We start from the raw sequence: 22,447 nt of genomic DNA on the forward strand, positions 1-22,447 counted from the left end.
TTTAACTTTAATCCATTAATAAAGTCAAAAGAGTAAGGCTATGGACCAGTTTTACGTAGATCTTAGCTGACCCACCTCTAACATTTAAAGTATCACTATATCTTTTTAAAGAAATATTTAATACAAAGTTAGCTATATTACCAATTATACGAAGTAAAGAGATAAGAACAAGCAGATAGAATAGGATGAGAGATTATGTTGATGAAGAAGCTTATAGTTAAATTACCTCGAGGACTTCAAGCGAGACATACAGCTTTATTTGCACGCAAAGTGACTGCGTTTGAGAGTAAAATCATTCTTTCTAAAGATGGAAAAACCGCAGATGGAAAAGATATCATGAGGATTATGGATTTAGTAGTCAAGGAAGGAGATGAAATCACACTACTGGTAGATGGGTGTGATGAACAGATGGCAATGGAGACTTTGGAAGTTTATCTTTTAAACATTTCATAAATATAGTTAGCAAAATTCTATTGTTACCCGTTATTTTACTATTCCTGTTTTACTTTTAGTTTACATAAAATAAATTATAAAACGTTACAGTACAACAAATAGGGAGACCCTTTAAAGATCTCCCTATTTCCCTATGTTTTAATTAGTGACGAAGCTTATCAATTTCATCCCGTGATAGGCCTGTAAGTTCACTTATAGTTTCACTGTCTATACCTTTTCGAATCATACCTATGGCCATGTTTCTAATGGCCTCTTATTTTGGCTCGTTTTAATGCAGACTTTTCACCCAATAAGGCCTTTCTTCTCGCTTCATAAGCCAGTAAAACTTCAGGGTCTTGACTCACACGCTCCCATTCATCTATTGCTTTCTTCAGTACTTGATCTTCTTGCATCGCAATCTCCTTCAGTACTTGAGTGATTTCTTCATCTTCCGATGCTTCAAGTAATAATAGTCATCTTACTAATTGATCTTCTCGAGGATCTATCTCTCTTCTACGCCACATAATTAAAAGTTTAGGCAGTTCCATAAAATGAATTTCTAACATGTCCGTTAATAGTAATTTTTCTTCTCGTTCAGATAACTGGAAAACGGAATGATAATGATTGATATGAGACAAATAACGGAAGTTTACAATGTTAATGGTAATCGTTTGACATAGCTCACCACAGTCCATTCCTTCCTTCATCTGACTGCTATACATCTTGGACCAATAATAAAGCGTTCTTTTTTCCATATCATGCTTATATTGAGTTGAATTTCAATGTTTATACGAGTTCCATCTTCTAACCGAGCATGGACGTCCAAGATGGAGCGTTTATCTTCTTGATTTGCTTGATTAAAGGGTGGATCTAATAAGTGAACGATCGTAATTTTCTTTTCCTCTGGTAAGCGAAGGGCTGCATTTAAAAAAGCAGCTAAAATAGATTCATTTCCATGAGTCTCAAAAAGAGATTTAAAGGTAAAATCGACACGTAAATCTAAGCGCTTTATCATTATGTTCTCCGTGGTTTCTTCTTTTCTTTTATTATAACATGAGTTTTACTTTTTCCTCATAAGTATACTTTTACGGACGGGTTGTTCAGCTATTCATTTGCTTGATTAAATGATTCTTTGTTTAGCTCTTCTTTCGTAGGTTTTCTTAGTTTAGCAATGTGTATAAAGTCACCTTTTACTTTTATTTTATATGTCTGCTGTACTATTTGCTTTTGAACTTCTAGCGTTAGCTGAAATTATTAAAGTTTTGGGTATTTGATACCAGTAAACACTTCTATCTAATCGGAATAGATAGCCTCATAATCACAATCCCCTCGTCTTACCATTTCCTCAATTCTTACTTCACGATCATCAATTACATGTTCATGAAGCACTTATCCCTTCAGGATTAGTATGACAAGATTATCTTCCTTTTTTAGGAAGTTATGATAAAATTAACGTGGGAATATGATTAGAAGGTCAACTGATTTACTGGGAGGAGTTCTTATGAATTTGTATAAGGATAAAGGAAAAAGCTTATCCCAAAAAATAACTTTACTATTCCTTGAAACAATTATTTTAATTATAGGCGGATGGCTTTTATTATTTCAGGGTGGACAACAATTAAATAAATGGATTGGATGGGGGTTTTCAGAAAGTAATCATACACGAAATACTATCTTATTTATTTTGTTTTTAATTGTATATGGGCGTATGTATGTTACAATATTTTATCTATTAAAAAGAAAAATTCCATGGGGGGAAGCTTTTACTATCCCTTTAGCTTTTTCGTTATATTATATTGGTTTTTCACTTTTTTCTCTAACGACTAATAAGTCTCTAACACTACTAGATATAATATATATTTTCCTATTCTTATTTGGTTCATTTCTTAACACCTATTCTGAACTGCAACGGAATGAATGGAAAAAGAACTCTGATAACACAGGGAAATTGTATACCAAAGGGTTATTTAAATACTCCATGCACATCAATTACTTTGGAGATCTAGTTTGGGTAACAGCTTTAGCCTTATTTACTAGAACACCTTGGGCGATGACCATACCGATAATTTTGTTCTGCTTGTTTACTTTTTATAACATACCCCTTTTAGATAAGTATTTGTCAGAAAAATACGGAAGTCAATTTGACAAATACAGTAGGGTTACAAAGAAATTCATTCCATTTATTTACTGAATATTATTCCCCTAGAACCTTTACAGATACCATTCACTTTGTTCAATTACAGGACGCTTTAATAGAGCAATGAAAAACGCCTAACTTCTTCGCATTACATTGAGAAATTAGGCTTATTTTTAATATTGAAATTTCCTTAACGTTGTAAATCCACATTTTCCTGACGCTCCCCCCATATACAAAATTAGTTTACATAATAGATCTTACAGGAAGTAAAAAAGCGTAAACCCATTGAGTAATAACGGTTTTACGCTTTTTCTTTTCTCTTTGTTACACTTTTATAGTTATATAATAAGGGCATTAATATAAGGCATGGCAAAGCTATCACGCCTTATATTTTTATGTGTTATTTTACCCACTGCACGACCTGATCCATACTTCTTCTTGTCTTTTCACGCTTAGGTTCATGAATCCGGTAGCCAAACGCTACCATAACGGAAATATCATATTTAGCTTCTTCCAGTAGACCTTCTTCTTTTAAAATTTCATGGACTTGATCATAATTAAACCCTTCAATTGGACAAGAATCGATACCAATTTGAGCAGCCGACGTCATCATATTTCCAAGTGCAATGTATGATTGTTTACTTGCCCAGTCAAATAAAGCTCGTTCGCTTTCAAACAAATGAAAGTCATTCTCTTGGAAGTCCTTATAGCGAGGCATTAATGTTTTTAATACATCGTCTGGCACTTTTTTTACATTCTTTTGAAGATCTAAAACGTATTCAGAATCGTATCTTGCATCTGTGCGAGCAAGGATAATAACGAAATGACTGGCTGTAGGGATTTGACCTTGTGCTCCCCAAGAAACAGCTTTTAATTTCTTTTTCAAATCGTCATTTTCAATAACCAAAAACTTCCATGGTTCATACCCTACTGAGCTTGGAGATAAGCGACCCGTTTCTAAAATAAATTGAAAATCTTCATCGGAAATTTTCTTGGTTGGATCAAATTCTTTTGTGGCATGACGAAATGTAAATGCGTCTAAAATTTCTTGTTTCTTATCTTTGTTGTTCATATGAAATCAATCCTTCTTTAAATATTAAGTAAAGAACCATTTAAAGGAATCTTTTCTCTCTATAGCGTGCAACTAAAGACTAGTCAACATGCAATTTTATATAATTTCCGTTTGTACATTTATAATAAATCCTATAAAACGCCTGAACAAGTACGCACATTTTTGTGGTATAGTATACTTTTTTATACCAATATACATGTTTATAGTGTCTTAAGAGGGAATTTTATAAAAAGTTAGAAATGATGAAATAAAGTAGATAAAGTTTTGCTATTGTTTCAGAGAGTATTTTACTCTAATATACTTAATCAACATAATACAAATTATCGGCAGAAACAAAAAAGCCCCATTATAAAAAGGGGCTTTTCATTTTAATACATATAAGGCATAATTCTCCTCATTAAAAAATCCTAGTTTATTGGCTAACACTTTTGATGATTCATTATTAATATCACAATCCCAAGCAGGTAGAACATTTTTGTCTAAACATTGCTTTATAAACTCCTGCCCTACTATGGTTCCTAAGCCTTGCCCTCTATAGTTAGGATTCGTAATAATATCTATTTCAGCCGTCTTCCCACTGTGAAATATGGAAACACATTCTGCTACAATATTCTCTCTATCCATAATACAAACACCTAAACCATTTTTATTAAAGTTACTCTCTGTTCCCCAATACTCCAATATATATGATTCATTGAAGTTGTCGCTTTTCCTTAAGATATTAGGATTAAAGGTTTTTAAATGATAGGAATTTGGCAGGTTATATTTAGAATCAAATGTTGAAGAAACAAATTTATACTTAGAACGCCTCATTTTTTGTACATAAGGTTTAAATGTACCATCAAAAAAAGACTCCCATTCAGTTGATGGAGTAAAAACAGTAAATCGTTGCTCTTTACCATAAATATTCTCCATAAAATAGCTATGAAAAGCTTTATTAAACATCGAATCATTTGCTTTACCAAATACAAGATAGATGCCTGAATGTGTTCTAAGAAATCCTGATGATGGATTTACAATATCATTTATGTAAATCGATCCTTGAATAATATGATTGGCAATAGCAAAAGCAAATGTTGGAGTCTTAAATGATTCTTCTAAAACATTATGTATCTTACCGTAATCTTTTGGTTCTAAGCAATACATCTTCCCCCCCCCTTTTTTATTAAAAATAATATCATATAAAATCTTCTACGGAATGAAAATACTGCGCCTACCTAGTTAGCATAAAATACAAAAACAGAAGTTAGCTATTGGATTCTTTTATTTTCATCAGGTATATTGTTAAAGACATCTTCCTCTGTATCAAATCCCTCGGGATTCCAACATTCCTCTGGATATCCTTCTTCCTCAAATACTGTTCTTAAATGTTCAATGGCTTCATACCAAGTATCAAATTGCGAAAAGGAATATGGAGGATGACCTTCATCATTCCAAACAATCCATGTCTCCTTTGATAATCGTGTGGCATAATAAGAAGCATCAGGAGGGATTCGAAAGACTTCAAACGTACTCTCCATGACTTCATTCCAGGATGCAAAACCTAATTGCTTCGCAAAATCCTTATAGTTTCCACTCGAAAATGTTTTGAGGAATTTAAAGATACGGTCCATTAATTCCTTTCCCCCTTTTTAGCATTTAATCTATAACATATAAAAACTTAGTTACATAAGCTAAGTTATAAGAAGTAAATTAACTCTTCATTTTTCATCCGACCAAGGACTATACTTTTTTAGTTGATTTTTAGCTTCTCTAATGATCTCTTGAAGCAGCACTTCCTCTGTTACTTCTAAGTCATTATCCTCATACTGAAAATTATCGATCAAATCACTTATATAAACCCAGGCTACTAGCTCTTCGGGACAGTCCAGTTCGCAAAACATATTATACAGTTCATAAGCTTCCGTTATAGCCATGTCTTCATCTTGTGTAATTTTTTGAAGTCGCGTATAGATCATGTAATCTATACATTCTTGTTCAGAGGGGATAGTTATTTTTAATTCTCCTATAGCCCGTTTAAAGTACTCTTCAACCTCAAATATATTATATGGGCTTTGAAGGGATGCTAAGATGTAAAGGGATGGAGATTCATAATCCTTCTCTAGCATGCAAAGGGCCCAAGGTAAATAATGTTGTTCTGCTGTTACATTATTTCTGTAAATATCATAAAAGAGTTTCCGTGTATCCATAATTCATCTCTTTTCTAAATTCTTTTAAATTCCTTTTAGATATATGCAATTTATTAAGGTTAAAATGATTTTAAGATTGACCTTAGATTACCCAAGGCACTTCTATCTCAAAATTCAGCTGAAGGACAGGATTAGTGAATCCATCAGGAACGAATTCTAAATCATTTGAAAAACTAACCTTTAGAGTATTGCTTATTTCAATGACTTCATCCGTCCCTATGGCTTCAGTAATGCATTCAGGAGAGATTATACCTACAATATGATAGCAGCCGATATATAAGTGTAACCCATTCTCTTCAGGTTCAAAATGAGAAACATGATTACATTTTGAAGGATTAACACCTAATCTATTAAAAATTTGAAACTCTACTTCTGATAGAGATTCCATAGCCTGATAAAAGTTTAAGCAATATAAACAACCACATAAATCCCAATCATTTAAATATTGTTTTTTAGTTCCTTCAATATCAATTTCCAAAATCCAATTGTTTATTTTTATCGTTTGGTACAAGGTCTTCACTTCCTCTTCTCGTCTTTACAAAATTTAAATTGTACATATTAGACAATAATAGCTAACCTCTAGTTATTTAGTTTGAAATACAACAAAAAAGAGGGTAAATTGTTATATAGTAAATCATCTATATCCCCTCTTAAATAAAGGGACATAGATATTTATATTACTTTATCTAAATTAGAATTGTCTGTCAGCTTCATCTATCCAATGGTAGTATTTTTTATAAAGAGGATGTATTCGTTCTACATCGAGAGCGATAAGTTCACACCCTCGGTCATCGTAGACAAAGAAAATAATGTCTTTTGTAATGTTTACAAAGAAAACATCAGGATAACCAACGGGGTAACCTCCGAACTTTGGTTTTAATGGAAAGTCTTCATTACTTGCTGCTTTTAGTAATTCATTTACACGTATATCCTTACGTTTGCATAGTAGAGAAAATTGTTACATCTCGTATTCTTCTGCTTTATCTACCTCGAATGGGTAAGGGTATGTCTTCACCTGAATTTGATTTAAATAACGTTTATGCTTAAGAAACGGTTGATATACCTTCAACTTCCTTGGGTATTTCCCTTCCGTTTTATGCTTGTATACATTTGTTACAAGAAATAAATCATCATTTGGTTCAAATAATTCATTAAAGATGGTAAAAGTTTGTTTATATACAAGTCTAAATAGATCCAGATTCAGTTCGTTATTTTCTTTAAATTGATAAATATCCTTACCAAGTGAAAAGTGGATTCCAGTGTTCCATTGATAATAAATACTAGGAACTAATTCGAGAGTTGGAAACTTTATCTCTAAATAATCCTTTATTTTCATTTATACATTCTCGCTTTCATTTATATGGGATAATTTATTATTGTATCTAACAAGTATATAATCTTAACCTATTATAAGTTACATTGGTGGATAAGAAGATAAAGAGTAGGCCTATAAATGAAGGAGCAATTATATGGAATTTAATAAATTAATACCAGAACTATCAGTGAAAGATATTCAGAAATCAAAAAGATTTTACTTAGATATACTTGGATTTCAACTTATTTATGAACGTATAGAGGACCAATTTGCATTTATTTCATTAAATGGTGCTCAGATGATGATTGAGCAATGTAATGGGCATTGGCAAACTGGTAAACTTGAGTATCCGTATGGTCGAGGAATTAATTTTCAAATTGAGATAGAAAATATAGAAATTCTTTTAGAAAATTTAAAGAAACATAACATTCCACTTTTTAGGGATCTTATGACAAATTGTTATAGTGGATTTACTCAAAAGGAGTTTATAGTTCAAGACCTCGATGGCTATTTGTTAAGATTTTGCCAGTCATACTAAGGCGCAATTATTGAATTATTTTTTCTCTTTTGAACATAAAACTATTTTAACTTATATACATGATATATAAAGTTGGTTTACATAAAACATATTATAGGAAATAAAAGCCGTTGGAATCCTTATTTCCAATGGCTTTTTGACTATGTATAACTGCAGATTAAAACTTTAGTTTCTCTCTTCATATTACCCCTAAAATAGCAACTATTATAATTGATAAAACTATACTTAATAACAAAGATATAATCCAATCTTTTTTTGCTGTCAGCTTAAAAATTATATTTAAGAATGAACTAATGAAAAACAAAATAAAAAAACACATAAAAGCATAATAAGTTCCATTTTCCCCCTCCTTAAATCATCTCCATTTCCTCTCCTTTAAATTCCTTTTACTTCCACTTTATTAAAAAGTAAACCATAAAGCACTATATATAAACTATACAAACGAAAACCTCGTTGAAGAAAAACAAAGGTTTTAATACCGATTAATTCCTTTTCAAACTTCTTTTTTATAAAAAACATAAAAAATAATAAATCTGCCCAAACGTACGTATGCAGCACTAAAATACTTTGTTACGATTTATCTTGTTCAATAGATTGATTATAGAATTGAGAGGAGAATGAAATGTCTAGATTGTTATATAAAATAGGTGGCTGGTCTGCCAAACATAAGTTTAAAGTCCTTGGTGGTTGGATTATTATAATGATTGCCATCCCAGGAATTGCCTTTTCGATGAAACCAGCGTTCAATGAGGAGATGACCATTCCGGGCACACCTTCTGAAAAAGCAGCTGATATCATTTCTAAAGAATTTCCATCTACACCTAATTTCGGGTCGATAAGGATGATTTTCGGTGCTAGTGAGAACGAGAAACTTGATTCAAAAGAGGCTCAAAAAGCTATCTCAGATGCGCTTGCTAAAATCTCGCAGGATAAATCAGTAAAATCTATTGCGAATCCTTATGAAGTAGGCACCATCAATAGTGATGCTACTGTTGCCTATGCCGATATTACTTATAAAGAAAAAGCTGAAGATATAACTGAAAAAGCTAAAGAACTAGTAAAAGATAGTGCCAAGATGACAGAAGATCAAGGTATTCAAACAGAATTAAGTGGAGATATTACAGCTTTCAACCTTGAGATTGGAGGCATATCTGAAGTAATCGGAATTGTTATGGCATTTATCGTGTTAATTGTCATGTTCACTTCATTTCTGATAGCAGGATTACCTATTTTTACTGCTTTAATTGGATTAGCTACAAGCTTAGGAATTACATTTTTAGCTACTAATTTCTTCGATATCTCGTCCGTAAGTATGACACTATCCATTATGGTTGGTTTAGCAGTGGGTATAGACTATGCATTATTTATTTTCTCTAAGCACAGACAACAGCTATCTGAAGACATAGATATTCATGAATCAATTGCCCGAGCAACGGGAACAGCTGGGGGAGCTGTTTTATTTGCTGGTTTGACTGTAATGGTAGCGCTCTGCGGTTTAACTGTAGTTGGCGTACCATTTCTCGCAGTCATGGGTTTAACAGCAGCTATCAGTGTTTTAATGGCCATGCTTATCTCTATTACGTTAGTTCCAGCTGTTTTAGGTTGGATAGGAAAGAGGATGAAACCTAATCAGAATAGGTCGGGCATTTTTCGATTTATTACAAAAGGAAGAGAAAAGAGACAAAAGCAATCAACCAACTGGTGGGGAAGATTCCTCAAACGTCAGCCATTGTTGATTACTATTATTAGTATTTTACTTCTATTGACTATTAGTGTACCTGCCCTTCATCTAAGATTAGGTCTTCCAGATGATGGAATGAAAGCTGAAGACACGCCAGAAAGACAAGCTTATGATTTAATGGCAGAAGGGTTCGGTAAAGGAGTTAATGGTCCACTCGTTGCCTTGATTGATGCATCTAATACAAATGGAAATAAAATAGATGTGATCAATACAATTGCTAAAAAATTAACAGAATTAGACAATGTGTCTAGTGCAACTCCCCCCGTACCAAGTGAAAGTGGAGACTACGCAATTGTCAATATCACACCTAAAACTGGACCTAACGATGAAGAGACGACAAACTTAGTACATGATATTCGAGATATTACGGCATCAGATAGCAAAGGTAGTCCACACATATATGTGACGGGTATGACTGCAATTAATATTGATATAGCCGAAAAACTAAATGACGCTATACCGTTATTTGCTGGTTTAATTGTAGGATTTGCTTTCTTACTACTGTTAGTTGTATTCCGATCTTTACTCGTTCCACTGACTGCAGTACTAGGTTTCCTATTAACTATGACGGCTACGCTAGGATTTGCGGTCTTCATTTTACAGGATGGTTATTTGGGTAAATTATTCGGAATTCCAGCAGAAGGACCTATTTTAGCCTTCCTACCCATTCTTGTAATAGGTATCTTGTTTGGTCTTGCTATGGACTATCAAGTCTTCCTTGTTAGCCGTATGAGAGAGGAATACGTGAGCACAGGAAATGCAAGAAAATCTGTTCAAGCTGGTATCAAGTTCAGTGGCCCTGTTGTTACAGCTGCTGGATTAATTATGATTTTCGTGTTTGCGGGCTTTATATTCGCAGGGGACGTAATGATTAAATCAATGGGATTAGCTCTCGCATTTGGTGTTTTATTTGATGCTTTTGTTGTTAGATTGACCATCATCCCAGGTCTTATGATACTTATGGGTAAAGCATCTTGGTACTTACCAAAATGGTTAGATAAAATTATTCCAAATGTGGATATTGAAGGACATAAATTAAACGAAGTACTCAAAAAAGAAGCAAGCGAAAAAGGAAAAAAGCATAGCTTAAGTTATGACAAGTAATAAGGAGACCTCTACCTGGTGTAGAGGTCTTTTTATTACCTGCTTCATTATTTTTACTTACTGATATTCCAGAAATCTATTTTAAACATTTCTAACTTTTTATTGGAGGAACTGTAGTGATACTTATGATTATTTATTCAGTGAATCTTAGCTTTCTATATGTATTATTTATAATAACCTTAAAAAGAAAATCATAGTTAAGTCACAAAAAGAAGAGATGAATCATCTCTTCTTTTTTCTTTGCGAGTCCGCGTTCACTTTATAAATGAATGATACCGGATTGAATGGCTACAGCTACAGCTTCAGTTCTTGAATCAACTCCTAATTTATTATAGATACTGGTTAATTTAGACTTTACTGTTCTCTCTGCAATCCCTATGTCATAAGCAATTTCTCTACTTGTAGAACCATGTGCAACAGCTTGTAAAATGGTCATTTCTCTTGGTGTTAACATTATCTTAGCTTTACTTTGCTCTTTTCGAAGTTTTGTCTTATAGTTTTGAATTCGCTCTGTGATTTCAGGTTGTAGCAAAGTCTCTCCCCTAATGGCTGAATCGATGGATTCAAATAAAGTATCTATACCTGTATCCTTTAATAAATACCCCTTCGCTCCTGCTTCAATTCCTTCCATCATCAATTGATCCTCGTTATAAGTAGTAAGGATAACAATAGGGATTTCAGGATTTGTTCTTCTTATTTCCTTAATGGCTTCTAATCCACTCATTACTGGCATATACAAGTCCATTAAAATGACATCTGGCTTTAGTTTTTCTACTAGATCAATAGCCATTCTCCCATTTTCGGCTTCCCCTACAATTACATATTTATCACTTGTTTCAATAAGTAGTTTAAGACCCTCTCTCACTACAAGGTGATCATCTACAATTAATATTCTATGTTGCATTTACTCAGCTCCTTGCAGTGGGATGTTAATTTGTACATTTGTTCCTTTATCCTTCTTACTATCAATGTCTACTTTTCCTCCTATAATACGTACTCTTTCTCGAATACCTAACAAGCCATAATGACCATCCTTGTTTATTTTCATATCAGTATTAAAACCGATCCCATCATCTTTCACTGAAATGAAAAGAACCTTTTCCTTTTCTTCAATCCTTATCCAAATATTTGTGGCTTTTGCATGACGTGCTATGTTTGATAAACATTCGCTTATAACACGTAAACAGTGTTCTGATATCGTACTGGAAAGCTGTTGCATCACCCTGAATTCAAAATGACATTCTAGTCCGGTTGCAACAGTAAAATGCTGTACTTCCTCTATAATAGATTGTTGGAAGTCGTACTTTTCTTTAGTATTCAGGCGTAAATTATCAATCGTTAATCGAGCATCAGCTAATAATTCACTCACTCTCTTCATAGATTGCACGATAATTTCTTTTGCTCTTTGATCATTTCCCTTAGTGAGGTAGACATTCGTTGCTTCTAATTGCATTTTTAGTCCAGCCATCCCTTGTGCTAATGTGTCATGTAAATCCCTTGCCATCCTTTGACGCTCGTTATGTAGCGTGAGCCGTTCAACTTGTTGGTGAGCCAATTCAACTTCTTCTAACATATACTGTGTCCGTATTCTAGCATTAACCTGGTTAAAGAATATGACCGCATAAGACACAATAATCACCATGGTAGGTAGTGTAATAAGCAAAAATGTATCAATGATTTCAAGAGGGACCATAACTAATGTATTTATCGTGAATAAAACAAGAATCATCAAAAATAGATAGTTTTTTTTGCGTCCTGTGGTTCCTATTGCTTGGCCAACTAATAAGGGATAAAGAGTAATGATTATTACAGGAATATCTTGTGTGAAAAAAGCACTGATATATACGATGAATGACTGCAAGACAAAATACATCCAAAATCTCCCTGGTAAAAATAAATTAGAATAACAATAGATAGTTGTAAAGAGTAAGATGAGTATTGTAAAAATTACATATTGCTCGATTGCAGGCACGGTTTTAATTTTTAATATTAAAGATACAGTATAAGCTATTACTATCCATATTAGTCCAGGTAATCTCGCAGCAATCATGTTGTTATATTCTTTCTCATTCGGTGTTTTATCGTAAGATGGACTGTTCATAACTACTCACTTCCTTTAGTATTAAACATAATATAAATTCTCTGCTTATATATGCCCTTATGGGCAAACAAAATTTCTTGTGTGTTGCCCCTCATATTCAAGAAAGAAAGCTTGCCACACTGGACCTTTTAATTATACGTTTTCCACTTTTTTATTAAACAATGGGAACTTAATTTCTGTTTATATAAATGCTTATTTTAATTGAGAACTTTAAAAATATAACCATATGGCCTAATAGTCACTATATGATTTTAAATAAGTATGCATAAAAGCAAAAGGAAATTTCAAATTTTTAATGCAAAAAATGAAGTTAACATAATAGATTTTATCGGAAATAAATAGAGGAGAGCTTTTGTAGTAAAAACTCTCCTCTGCTATTATTTCAATTTTTTCATTTTCTTTGTACCAATCAATACTTCTAAATCAACGGTTATATGGTAAACATCCTTCTCCATAAACGAGTTCATTTTGTCTTTCTTCACAGCCCATGTCAAAGGCGTCATTCTCAGCAACGATTGTATAGAAGGTTTATTTAATATCACTTTATAATCCAAGCTTAAACGACCTAGCAAATTGAAACTTTCTTTAAATCGTTCAACTGTTTCTTTATTAGAATAAGATTGCTTTTCAGCTTCATTAAAAAAGGCTTCTCTTAATTCTTTTAAATATCCCTTTTGAGGAACAACCTTAATGATTACTCCGTCATCTTTTAACAGTCGGTTGAATTCCCCATAATTTGAAGGAGACAAAATATTGAGGATAACATTAAACTGTTTATCTTTAAAAGGTGTATTTGCAAGATCAGCAACCACCCAAACCTTATGGCTATAACTTCGAGAAGCTACTAAGATACCCTCTTTAGAGATATCAATACCTACCCCTATAACATCCTTATCCTTATAAGAGCTCAGTATATTACAGACAGTAGATAAATGAGAACCTTCACCACATCCCATATCAAGTATAGATAGGTTTTCTTTTTTTACATCGATCTCTTTATTTATAGCATGAACAATGGTTTGACTTAGGGGTTCAAAAAATTTGTCATCTACCATAAGTTTTTTTCGAGCTTCAAAAAGTTCTTTATTATATTTTGTTTTTATTGGATGATTCATCAAGTTGAGATACCCATGTTTAGCAAAATCAAAGGTATGATTATGTGAACAAATTAAACTTTTAAATTCAAAAACTTCCATAGGTGAATCACAAATAGGACATTTGAAAATGTGTTCAAAATGGCCTACATATTGTACATTCTTTCTTTTTTTATTCTTTCCAGTCAAAGAAGACACCTCATTCATTCGTTTTATAGATAAATGAAAAAGGCATAGACAAATAAACCCACAGCATATTTTTTAAAAAAATATGAGTCGGTTGTAAAAGTAGTCTATACCTCTCATTATCTATAGCGCATGAATTGAATAATCATAGTAAAGAACTCCTTTGAAATTTAAGAATGGGATTTACCCCAATAGACATATTAACAATTTGTCGTAGTAATAGCAAATAATTATTAACATATACCTGAGAGTTCAGTAATATATACGCTATTCATTTTTAGTTTACATAAAACATGCTCCAGGCAGAAAAAAATCGCAAACCTGTTTAATAAAAAACGATTTGGATCTTTTCCCCAATATGAACGAGCATAACTCCCCTATCCATTAATTACCTCCCAATTCTACAAAAAGGAAATATAACCATATAATTCGCAAAGTGAACGACCTTAAAAGTGTACTTTTACGGATATTTCCTTTTAATGTGAAGTATATAGATAAAAATAAACAAAAATTCTAATATAACTTGTAGTTTATTACCAATTTAGGAACATATGTGATATTATTGTGAAATTGTTTAATATATAAAGTTTTAGTTATAAAGGAGAAAAAGATGAAGAAACTTTTAAAAATTACGTCCCTCACTTTATTAGCACTTATTGTAGTCGGATTTTTTGTTCTTAAATTAATGTACAATCCTAGTGAGCAAGAAGCACAGAATGAAGACTCAAAATCTATTGAAACGACTAAACAGGAGAATCCAGAAAACTCTCAAGTTGCAGATGAAAACACTAATAAAAAGACTCATGAACAAGAGAAAGCATTTGAAGTTCCTGAAAATCCTACAGGAACAGACATTGAGAGCATTATGCATAAGATGACTCACCAGAAAGTAAGAGCTGAAAGAAAAACGGGAGCCGTAAGAATGACTCCAGAATCTATAGACGAAGTTATTGAGTTAATTAACAACGTTCAACCATCTAATAGTCAAGAGCTTTTAAAAATGGCTAATCATTGGAAGAACGGTAATTATGAACATATTATTGAGGAACATAACTACTTTTGGAATCGTGAAGGTGGAGGCGTGGGAAAAGCTTATGGACGCCTGACTGTAACAGAAGAAACTGAATTTATTCAGCAAAATTTTTTAAGGTAAAAAAGGCTCAATAATATAGTTTATATAAACTATATTATTAGCATTAAAAAAGAGCAAACCTGTCGTTTACCAACGGGTTTGCTCTTTTATTAAGATTCACTTTTACAACTCCATTGTGTACAAATAATACTATAGAATGTTCTTTCCACCTTATATCCTATTTAGTAATGATAATCAAATTTCATTTTGCTCTCTTGATCCTTAAAATCGTAATCTAATGTTTTAGTGATTCGTTCATAATTCATCTTAATTTGAATTTGTTCGTCGTTTTTCCACGTGATTTCATACATTTCCTTCACATTACTTGCCAAATGATTCGCAATATCTACGGTTTCTACTCGTTCTGTATGATAATACTTGTTCTCAAAATAAATTTCTATTTTCTCAGGACTAGCATAAAGACTATTTCCAATTTGAACAAGTTTTACACTATTGATTTGATTTGGAGACGAAGATTCTAAAAATGTGGTTTTCTTATAACCACTCCAGTAAATATAATAGGCACAGCAGGAGGCTAACAGTATGATGATTATCAAGAGGATTATAGGGAATTTCTTTCTGTTGTGAACTTTCGTTTCTTGATGATTTAGGGTAATGGGGTAACACTCCAATCTTTAAGGGAATATCTTTTGAAAATTATATCTTAGATACGATGAGATCGAAAGAGGGTACCAACCTTATATTAACATATTCCCCGAAAGAATTTCTTTTCATCTAAGATAATGGATGATAAATAATTCTCCGAAATGTCAAGCCACCAAACATCCACCTGTAAGTACACTTATTCATAAAAAAATCATTATTTTCCTTCAACTACTTCATTACTTACTTTTACTTACCTTGTGATTCCATAAAAAGTGAACTCAAACAGATAGTTCATAAAGTGCACGTCCATAAAAGTTTACTTTTAAAGACTTTTCTCTTTTATAACAACTCTAGCCCTTTTAATGTTTGTTTAAGTTGAAAATTAAATTACGAATGTCCTTGAAAATACATATGCTTTTACGAGCGTTTTTTAAGAGAATAATAAGGAAAATTAAAAAGGAAGTATGAAAAAGAAAAAAAGGCTCATTCATATTAGAACAAGACTTTTTATCGCCCTATAAATTTACATATCCCGCTAACTGAAAACATATAAGTGTGAGCTAAGCAAATAGCTGACCATAATAATGGATATATACACTTTTTTATCAGCCATCTCTCCTCCTCTGTAAAATTTCATCAGATAGGCCCGCGTACTCGTAAATTTCAAATCAAGATTTTCATATTTTTCTTCTGTATGATCCATCATATCTTCAAGACCCCCACTATAAAATACATCACACTTTAAATTAAATGATTTAAACCTTCATTCGTCTTATAACATCACATGACGTTATGGTATAATCAAAGTTCAAAGTTGTTTAAAAGGAGGGAAAACATGAAGCTAAACACTCATAGTTCGACACCTTTGTATATTCAATTAAAACAAACGCTTACTGAAGATATTAATAAAGGCGTTTACTCACCAGGAGAGAAACTACCGATTGAAACAGATTTATGTGATATATATGGAGTAAGCCGTATTACTGTCAGGAAAGCTATATTGGATTTAGTCGAAGACGGACTTCTTACACGTCAGCAAGGAAAAGGCACATTTGTACAGTACCCAAAAGCAAAAAGAGAGCTATTCGCTGTCAATGGACATGCGGAATATATGTCTGAAATGGGAAAAGCGCCCAAAACAAAAATGCTGTCTTTTGGCCTTAAAGCAGCAAAAGCAAACATTGCTGATATTTTGTCCATTTCTCCTGAAAGTGATATTCTTGAGCTACAGCGTATTTTATTTTACGATGACCAGCCCCTCACCTTAGAAATTTCTCATTACTCTTTAGAATTGCTACCAAAGTTAAATGAATATGTTCATAATTCTGTTTCAATGTATGAAACCATTAAGAAGCATTATAACGTAACCCCTGTTCATAACAAAAAGTTATTAAATATGGTATTTGCTAATGCCGATGAAGCAAAGCATTTAAATTGTGAAGTAGGAGAACCTCTCTTTAAAGTGGAGAAAGTGGCCTATGATGCTCAAAAAAGACCCATTCACTCTTCTTTTCTTTACTACCCTGCAAATCGCGTAACATTTACAATTGATAGTTCAATGTCAAATGAATAAAGAAAGACTCTGCTAAACTAGGCAGAGTCTTTCTTTATTGAACCATTTTATAATTTGGATTATACTCTTTTCCATATCCAAAAGCTCCATAACTTTGACACGTTTGGGAAGCAACAGTTGCTCCTTTTTGCATTGCTTTAACTACATCTTGCTCTTCCCCATAGGAAGAAAGGAATCCTGCAATAAAAGAATCTCCTGCTCCTAATGTATCAACAACTTCTGTGGGAATAATCGGTTGTTTAAATATCTTATCATGAGTAGAAAGCAGAGCCCCTTCTCCACCTCGTGTTATACAAACCATTTTTGTTCCTAATGAATGAGCTTTTTTCATTAGTTCCATACACTCTTCTTCAGATAAATCACTTCCTGAGAAAAAGGCATAATGAATGTATGGACAAACTCTTTTTAAATAGTCGTCTTCATAGGTTGTCGAGAAATCAAACGAAATATCGATAACCTTATTCAATTGTGGTAAACGGTATTCTAAACGACTAAATACACTTGTATGAAGAAGATCGTGCTTGCTAATATAATGAATATCTTGCTCATCTAAAATAAGACCAAGCCTTGATTGAATGCCTCCTTTATTTGAGCCTTCAAAAACACGGTCTCCATCTTTATCTAGAGCAACAAAAGCCATTCCATTTTCACCAATTGCCCTTCTTACTCTACTAGTATCAACTCCTTCTTGCTTCAATGAATCCATAACATGTGCAGCACATTCATCGTTTCCGACAATGCCCATATATGCACAAGGATCATCTGTAAGACGATTATAGAAAACCGCTACATTTAGAGCATTTCCCCCTGGATAAATCTTTCCTTGATCTCTGTAATAGTCAACAACGTTATCTCCAATGCCAATTAATTTCACTGTAAGTCCTCCTTTATTTGACACTTCCACTAGCAATGCCTCTGATAAAGTATTTTTGCATAAATAGAAACAAAATAACGATTGGTGCTGCTGATATTGTTAAGCCTGCTAGCAGTACGCCCCAGTCTGTTTGCAAGGCATCTCTGAACTGCATTAATCCAGCTGGAATCGTGCGTAAGCTATCATCATCAATAAAGATGATTGCAAACATAAACTCATTCCACGTGTAGTACGCTGTTAAAATAGTTGTTGTTAACAAAATAGGCACGCTCATTGGAATAAAAATCCTAAATAAAATACCTATACTTGTACAACCATCAAGCCGAGCTGCTTCTTCTAATTCTTTTGGAATGGATAGAAAGTAAGCTCTAATAAGCAAAATTGTAAGAGGGATACGATATGCTACATAAGGCAAGATCAAAGCCCAATGTGTGTTATAAAGCCCTAGTTTTTGAATAATGTTATATAAAGGAATTAAGCTTACTTGCGGTGAAAGCATTAATCCTCCTAAGCAAATCACAAGAATAAATGTTTTTCCCTTAAACTCAAAACGTGATAACCCATAGGCACCTAGCGCACTAACAAAAATCGTTAATATGCAAGACAAGCCTGTAACGATTACGCTGTTTAAAAAATAGGAAGAAATTCCGCTCTCCCATGCAGCTACGTAATTTTCAACTAACCATGTTTCCGGAAGTGACCAGCTGTTTGTGAAAATTTCCTCTGTACTTTTAAAAGAGCTCATTACCATCCATAATAATGGATAAGCAATAATAAGAAAGTAGAAAATTAACCCAGTATAGACGAATGTTACGCTTTTATATCCTTTTTTTCTCTTTACTCTTTTCACATCACTTATCGTTTCTGGAGTCATCATACTTTGTTTAGGAACTTCCATCATTCATCCCCCTTCCCTGTTTTAAATGCTTTCATTTGAAAGAGTGAGAGAAGTAGCGTAATAATTAAGATAACCGTAGCAATTGCAGAAGCATAGCCCATCATATCTTGAGAAAAAGCCGTTTTATAAAGATACGTACTAAGAACTTCAGAAGAAGTACCAGGTCCTCCTCCTGTTAAAATATAAGGCTCATTAAAAACCGTAAAGGCTCCTGTAAGAGTTAAAATGACAGCTACAAATGTCATCTCTTTTGTTTGGGGCACTGTAATATGAAAGAAACGACGAATTTTATTTGCGCCATCAATTTCTGCTGCTTCGTATAGCTCAGGCGGAATTTTTTGAATAGCAACAATGTATAGCATGGCAATATAGCCGATAGACTGCCATTGAGACACTGCAATAACAGCATAAATAGCTGTATCACTATCTCCTAACCATGGTTTTGCTAGACTTTCTAATCCAATCATTTTAAGAAACTGATTTAACAATCCAACTTCAGGATTATAGAAAAAAGTGAAAAGCAAAGCAATAACAGTCATTGAGACAACGACAGGTAAGAAATAAACCGTTCTAAAAAGGGGCGAGAATCTACGAATTAATTTATCTTCTAATATAGCCGCAATAACTAATCCTCCGAAAACTTGAAAAACAATCGAGATTACAGCATAAAGGACGTTATTTCTTAAAGCCTCATAAAAGACAGGATCTTTGAAAAGGGTAATATAGTTATCTAATCCTACAAATGCTTTTTCAGGAGAAAAGGTACTCCATTCGTATAAGCTATCAAAGATATTTTGAAAGATTGGAATATAAACAAGCAATAAAAACGCTAAGGCTGGAAGAAGATATAAGTACGGTATTAATCGATTTAATTTCATTCTCGTTTTTTCACTCCCTTATAAAAAAGGAAGGAAGAGTAACTCTTCCTTTACTTTTTAGACTCCGCACGCACGCTATTTGCTGCTTTTTGCACATCCTTCATTACTTGCTTCGGTGTTTTATCACCGTTTAACATAAGCTGTGTTCCTGTTAAATACGCATCCGCAATACGACTATCAATCGCCATATCAAACCATGGCGCCATTTCCTCTGCTTTTAAGATGTTATCTACAGCATCAAGCTGTTCTGGCGTTGTATTTTCACTATTTGCCGTATTTTGTACAGCACTATATTTCCCAACATCTTTGACAAGCTTCTCTCCCATATCTTTAGAAGCTAGAAACTTAAGAAACTCCATTGCTTCTTTAGGATGCTTTGTTTTAGAAGAAATCATAAATCCCTCTGGTGCTCCTGTTAAGTTAGTTTGATTTCCTTTTCCATCTTCTACTTTAGGAAAATTAAACATGCCTAATTCAAACTTGATTGGTCCAAAAAGCTTAATCTCTGCTGTTTCAGCGAAAATCATGGCTGCTTTTCCATTTGAAAACTGCTGTCTTGCATATTCATGATCAATCGAGTTTGTATTTTTATTAAAATAAGGAGTTAGTTCTTCAAACTTTTCGAGAGCCTGTATGTAGCCTTTATCTGTGAACTTGCCTGTCTCATTTTTATAATCTTTTGCAAGCACGTCTTCTTTTACAATGCGCTGATTTAATGTTCCAACATAGTGAGAAATTGTCCACGTGTCTTGACTACCAAACTGTAATGGTGTATATCCATTCTTTTTTAATACTTTTAATACATTGATAAGTTCATCCCATGTTGTGGGTGGTTGTAAATTCAATTTTTCGAAGATTGATTTGTTGTAGAAAAACATTTTTCCGTCCATTGTGACAGGAACACCGTAAATTTTTTGATCTACTGTGTACGGTTTAACTTGGGATTGGACGAGTTGAGAAGACCATTTAGCGTCTTTTTCATAGTAAGACGTTAAATCTAGAGCTTTATTTCCTCGTACAAATTGGCGAGCAAATTCATCGCTCCAAGAGAAATAAATATCAGGCGGGTTGTTTGTCCCAGTCATGACTTTAATCTTATCTTTGTAAGAATCATTTAAAACAGCTTCTGTTTTAATTTTAATGTCAGGGTGTTGTTTCTCAAATTCTTTCACAACATCATTGAAGTATGTTTTTTCTGGCTCTTTTGGCCATCTATGAAAGAATGTTAACACGGTCTTTCCATCCTCTGACTCTGAAGTTGTTTCTTTACTAGAACATCCACCAAGCAGAAGTGCAAAACTTAAAAGCAGAAGTACCAAAACCTTTGTCTTTTTCATTTCTTATCCCTCCTTCAATAAGATCATATACTATTAAGTTATACTATAATGTTATAAAACATTATAGTATAACTCGTAAGTAAAATATACAGATTTTTCAGTATGTTAGACTTAATATTCGACTTTCCACATGTAGCGTCTTTTACTTAAAGGATGATTGCGTGCTTCTGCTAGTTCCTCTGCATACTGTCTGAGGACGCGATTTAGAATAAGCGGTGCAATATAGCCTTTCATTTCTTCGTCAATACCTGAAAGGTCGTATTCTTTTGCATCGAGTACAGTAAGTTTCTTACCGTATCGTTTTGAAAAAGATAGAGCTCTTTCTTCAAGTGGACGAGTTTCATCTAAGCCTAGTAAAATCATAAATGGCACATTTTCATCAATAATTTCAAACGGTCCGTGGAAGTATTCCCCTGCATGAATAGCATGTGAGTGAATCCACTGCATTTCCATTAAAATGCAAATACTGAAAGAGTATGCTGCTCCATAGTTTGCCCCGCTTGCCATTGTATAAATCACAGGCTCTTCCTTGTTAGCTTCAGCATATTTTCTTGCATTTTCTTTCTCATATTGAAGTGCTTTTTCATAAACAGATTGCAAGTTTTCTAGAGAAGAAACAGCTTTAGCGAACTTTCCGTTGTTTTCTACAACAGATAAAACACCGAAAACTAGTTGATAAAGAACACCTAGATTTGTTTCAAATGCGTCAACATCATTGCCCCACTCATATTTGATTACGCTATCTGCATTTTGAGCAAGTGGAGAAGTTGGTTCGTTTGTTAGTGCAACAGCGTAAGCTCCTTTACTTTTAGCAAACGTTGCTGCTTCTGCTGTTTCAGGAGTTGTGCCAGACATGGAGCATAAAATGACGAGAGATTCTTTTCCTAGTTGTCGAGGGTTACGATGAATGAATTCATTTGAGCTGTATAAGTCTGAAGTAAGGGTTGTAGCTTCCCGATCTAGTACATATTTTGCTGGATACATAATTGCTGAAGATCCTCCGCATGCTACAAAGAAAATGTTTCGAATATTTTTGTTTTCTAATTCATTTAACACCGCTTGCACATCACTTTTTACATTTACAACAGTTCTACTCATACTTTCACTCCTCTAATTTTTAATAAGATATATAACATTATGTAATGTTATATATTGTTATATTAATCTTTAATGTTTTAAGCGTCAATATATTTATCAGAAAATTTAAAAATATTTTTGAATCCGCTTTTGCTCTTTGATA

General features: G+C 33.2%; 21 protein-coding genes and 2 pseudogenes. 6 read left to right on the forward strand and 17 right to left on the reverse strand.

Annotated features, from left to right (window positions below; all coding sequences use genetic code 11):
• Positions 1 to 201: 201 nt before the first annotated feature.
• Positions 202 to 453 carry an HPr family phosphocarrier protein gene (locus B9N79_RS12110; RefSeq protein ID WP_411205614.1) on the forward strand — a complete coding sequence of 84 codons (252 nt, stop codon included), beginning with the start codon at positions 202 to 204 and terminating at the stop codon, positions 451 to 453.
• A 142-nt stretch (positions 454 to 595) separates the two neighbouring features.
• Here B9N79_RS12110 and B9N79_RS26960 read toward each other — a convergent pair.
• A pseudogene (locus tag B9N79_RS26960) lies at positions 596 to 1,447 on the reverse strand (Rpn family recombination-promoting nuclease/putative transposase).
• A 486-nt stretch (positions 1,448 to 1,933) separates the two neighbouring features.
• Between B9N79_RS26960 and B9N79_RS12125 the strand changes: the two are divergent.
• Complete coding sequence (locus tag B9N79_RS12125; RefSeq protein ID WP_019390982.1) at positions 1,934 to 2,623, forward strand: DUF1295 domain-containing protein; 690 nt, start codon at positions 1,934 to 1,936, stop codon at positions 2,621 to 2,623.
• 346 nt (positions 2,624 to 2,969) lie between these two features.
• On the opposite strand, the gene B9N79_RS12130 is transcribed toward B9N79_RS12125, so the two are convergent.
• The 6 genes and pseudogenes from B9N79_RS12130 to B9N79_RS12155 all read right to left on the reverse strand — a co-directional run bounded on the left by B9N79_RS12130 (position 2,970) and on the right by B9N79_RS12155 (position 7,166).
• Complete coding sequence (locus B9N79_RS12130; protein ID WP_040061385.1) at positions 2,970 to 3,641, reverse strand: NAD(P)H-dependent oxidoreductase; 672 nt, start codon at positions 3,639 to 3,641, stop codon at positions 2,970 to 2,972.
• A gap of 363 nt (positions 3,642 to 4,004) precedes the next feature.
• Positions 4,005 to 4,787, reverse strand: a complete 783-nt coding sequence (locus B9N79_RS12135) for a GNAT family N-acetyltransferase (protein WP_040061384.1) — start codon at positions 4,785 to 4,787, stop codon at positions 4,005 to 4,007.
• A gap of 104 nt (positions 4,788 to 4,891) precedes the next feature.
• A complete protein-coding gene (locus B9N79_RS12140; RefSeq protein ID WP_040061383.1) occupies positions 4,892 to 5,254 on the reverse strand; it encodes a hypothetical protein in 363 nt (120 codons plus the stop codon).
• Positions 5,255 to 5,341: 87 nt separating this feature from the next.
• Positions 5,342 to 5,830, reverse strand: a complete 489-nt coding sequence (locus B9N79_RS12145; RefSeq protein WP_040061381.1) for a hypothetical protein — start codon at positions 5,828 to 5,830, stop codon at positions 5,342 to 5,344.
• Positions 5,831 to 5,912: 82 nt separating this feature from the next.
• Complete coding sequence (locus tag B9N79_RS12150) at positions 5,913 to 6,341, reverse strand: hypothetical protein (RefSeq protein ID WP_040061379.1); 429 nt, start codon at positions 6,339 to 6,341, stop codon at positions 5,913 to 5,915.
• Between the two features lie 180 nt (positions 6,342 to 6,521).
• Positions 6,522 to 7,166 (reverse strand): annotated as a pseudogene (locus B9N79_RS12155) (DUF3885 domain-containing protein).
• Positions 7,167 to 7,299: 133 nt separating this feature from the next.
• On the opposite strand from B9N79_RS12155, the gene B9N79_RS12160 reads away from it, so the two are divergent.
• Together B9N79_RS12160 and B9N79_RS12165 are read left to right on the forward strand one after the other, a co-directional pair.
• Positions 7,300 to 7,683: a bleomycin resistance protein gene (locus B9N79_RS12160; protein ID WP_040061376.1), complete on the forward strand. Its 384-nt coding sequence runs from the start codon at positions 7,300 to 7,302 to the stop codon at positions 7,681 to 7,683.
• A 622-nt stretch (positions 7,684 to 8,305) separates the two neighbouring features.
• On the forward strand, positions 8,306 to 10,528 hold the full coding sequence (locus B9N79_RS12165; protein ID WP_046218577.1) for an MMPL family transporter: 2,223 nt from the start codon (positions 8,306 to 8,308) through the stop codon (positions 10,526 to 10,528).
• 259 nt (positions 10,529 to 10,787) lie between these two features.
• Here the strand turns inward: B9N79_RS12165 and B9N79_RS12170 are convergent, their stop codons facing one another.
• The 3 genes from B9N79_RS12170 to B9N79_RS12180 form a co-directional block, all read right to left on the reverse strand.
• Positions 10,788 to 11,432, reverse strand: coding sequence for a response regulator transcription factor (locus tag B9N79_RS12170; protein ID WP_040061372.1), 645 nt, complete (start codon positions 11,430 to 11,432; stop codon positions 10,788 to 10,790).
• Complete coding sequence (locus B9N79_RS12175) at positions 11,433 to 12,629, reverse strand: sensor histidine kinase (protein WP_082023782.1); 1,197 nt, start codon at positions 12,627 to 12,629, stop codon at positions 11,433 to 11,435.
• A 377-nt stretch (positions 12,630 to 13,006) separates the two neighbouring features.
• On the reverse strand, positions 13,007 to 13,912 hold the full coding sequence (locus B9N79_RS12180; protein WP_231573201.1) for a putative RNA methyltransferase: 906 nt from the start codon (positions 13,910 to 13,912) through the stop codon (positions 13,007 to 13,009).
• A gap of 607 nt (positions 13,913 to 14,519) precedes the next feature.
• Here B9N79_RS12180 and B9N79_RS12185 point away from each other — a divergent pair.
• Positions 14,520 to 15,062 (forward strand): DUF6241 domain-containing protein, encoded by a 543-nt coding sequence (locus B9N79_RS12185; RefSeq protein ID WP_048896814.1) that lies wholly within the window; start codon positions 14,520 to 14,522, stop codon positions 15,060 to 15,062.
• A 161-nt stretch (positions 15,063 to 15,223) separates the two neighbouring features.
• Here B9N79_RS12185 and B9N79_RS12190 read toward each other — a convergent pair whose 3' ends face one another.
• Positions 15,224 to 15,598 carry a hypothetical protein gene (locus B9N79_RS12190; RefSeq protein ID WP_139814834.1) on the reverse strand — a complete coding sequence of 125 codons (375 nt, stop codon included), beginning with the start codon at positions 15,596 to 15,598 and terminating at the stop codon, positions 15,224 to 15,226.
• Between the two features lie 584 nt (positions 15,599 to 16,182).
• Complete coding sequence (locus tag B9N79_RS26130; RefSeq protein WP_156134638.1) at positions 16,183 to 16,353, reverse strand: hypothetical protein; 171 nt, start codon at positions 16,351 to 16,353, stop codon at positions 16,183 to 16,185.
• A gap of 129 nt (positions 16,354 to 16,482) precedes the next feature.
• Between B9N79_RS26130 and B9N79_RS12195 the strand changes: the two genes are divergently transcribed.
• Positions 16,483 to 17,220 (forward strand): GntR family transcriptional regulator, encoded by a 738-nt coding sequence (locus tag B9N79_RS12195; RefSeq protein ID WP_040061348.1) that lies wholly within the window; start codon positions 16,483 to 16,485, stop codon positions 17,218 to 17,220.
• A gap of 34 nt (positions 17,221 to 17,254) precedes the next feature.
• Here B9N79_RS12195 and B9N79_RS12200 read toward each other — a convergent pair whose 3' ends face one another.
• The 5 genes from B9N79_RS12200 to B9N79_RS12220 form a co-directional block, all read right to left on the reverse strand.
• Entirely contained in the window at positions 17,255 to 18,094 is an 840-nt protein-coding gene (locus tag B9N79_RS12200; protein WP_040061346.1) for a fructoselysine 6-kinase, read from the reverse strand.
• Between the two features lie 13 nt (positions 18,095 to 18,107).
• The gene (locus tag B9N79_RS12205) at positions 18,108 to 18,968 is read right to left on the reverse strand and encodes a carbohydrate ABC transporter permease (RefSeq protein ID WP_372450228.1); all 861 of its coding nucleotides are present in this window, start codon (positions 18,966 to 18,968) and stop codon (positions 18,108 to 18,110) included.
• 23 nt (positions 18,969 to 18,991) lie between these two features.
• On the reverse strand, positions 18,992 to 19,870 hold the full coding sequence (locus B9N79_RS12210) for a carbohydrate ABC transporter permease (protein WP_040061343.1): 879 nt from the start codon (positions 19,868 to 19,870) through the stop codon (positions 18,992 to 18,994).
• Between the two features lie 50 nt (positions 19,871 to 19,920).
• A complete protein-coding gene (locus B9N79_RS12215) occupies positions 19,921 to 21,207 on the reverse strand; it encodes an ABC transporter substrate-binding protein (RefSeq protein WP_040061341.1) in 1,287 nt (428 codons plus the stop codon).
• A gap of 111 nt (positions 21,208 to 21,318) precedes the next feature.
• The gene (locus B9N79_RS12220) at positions 21,319 to 22,305 is read right to left on the reverse strand and encodes an SIS domain-containing protein (RefSeq protein ID WP_019393675.1); all 987 of its coding nucleotides are present in this window, start codon (positions 22,303 to 22,305) and stop codon (positions 21,319 to 21,321) included.
• Positions 22,306 to 22,447 lie beyond the last annotated feature (142 nt).

Origin of the sequence: Priestia filamentosa (genome assembly GCF_900177535.1) — a bacterium.
Taxonomy (GTDB): domain Bacteria; phylum Bacillota; class Bacilli; order Bacillales; family Bacillaceae_H; genus Bacillus_I; species Bacillus_I filamentosa.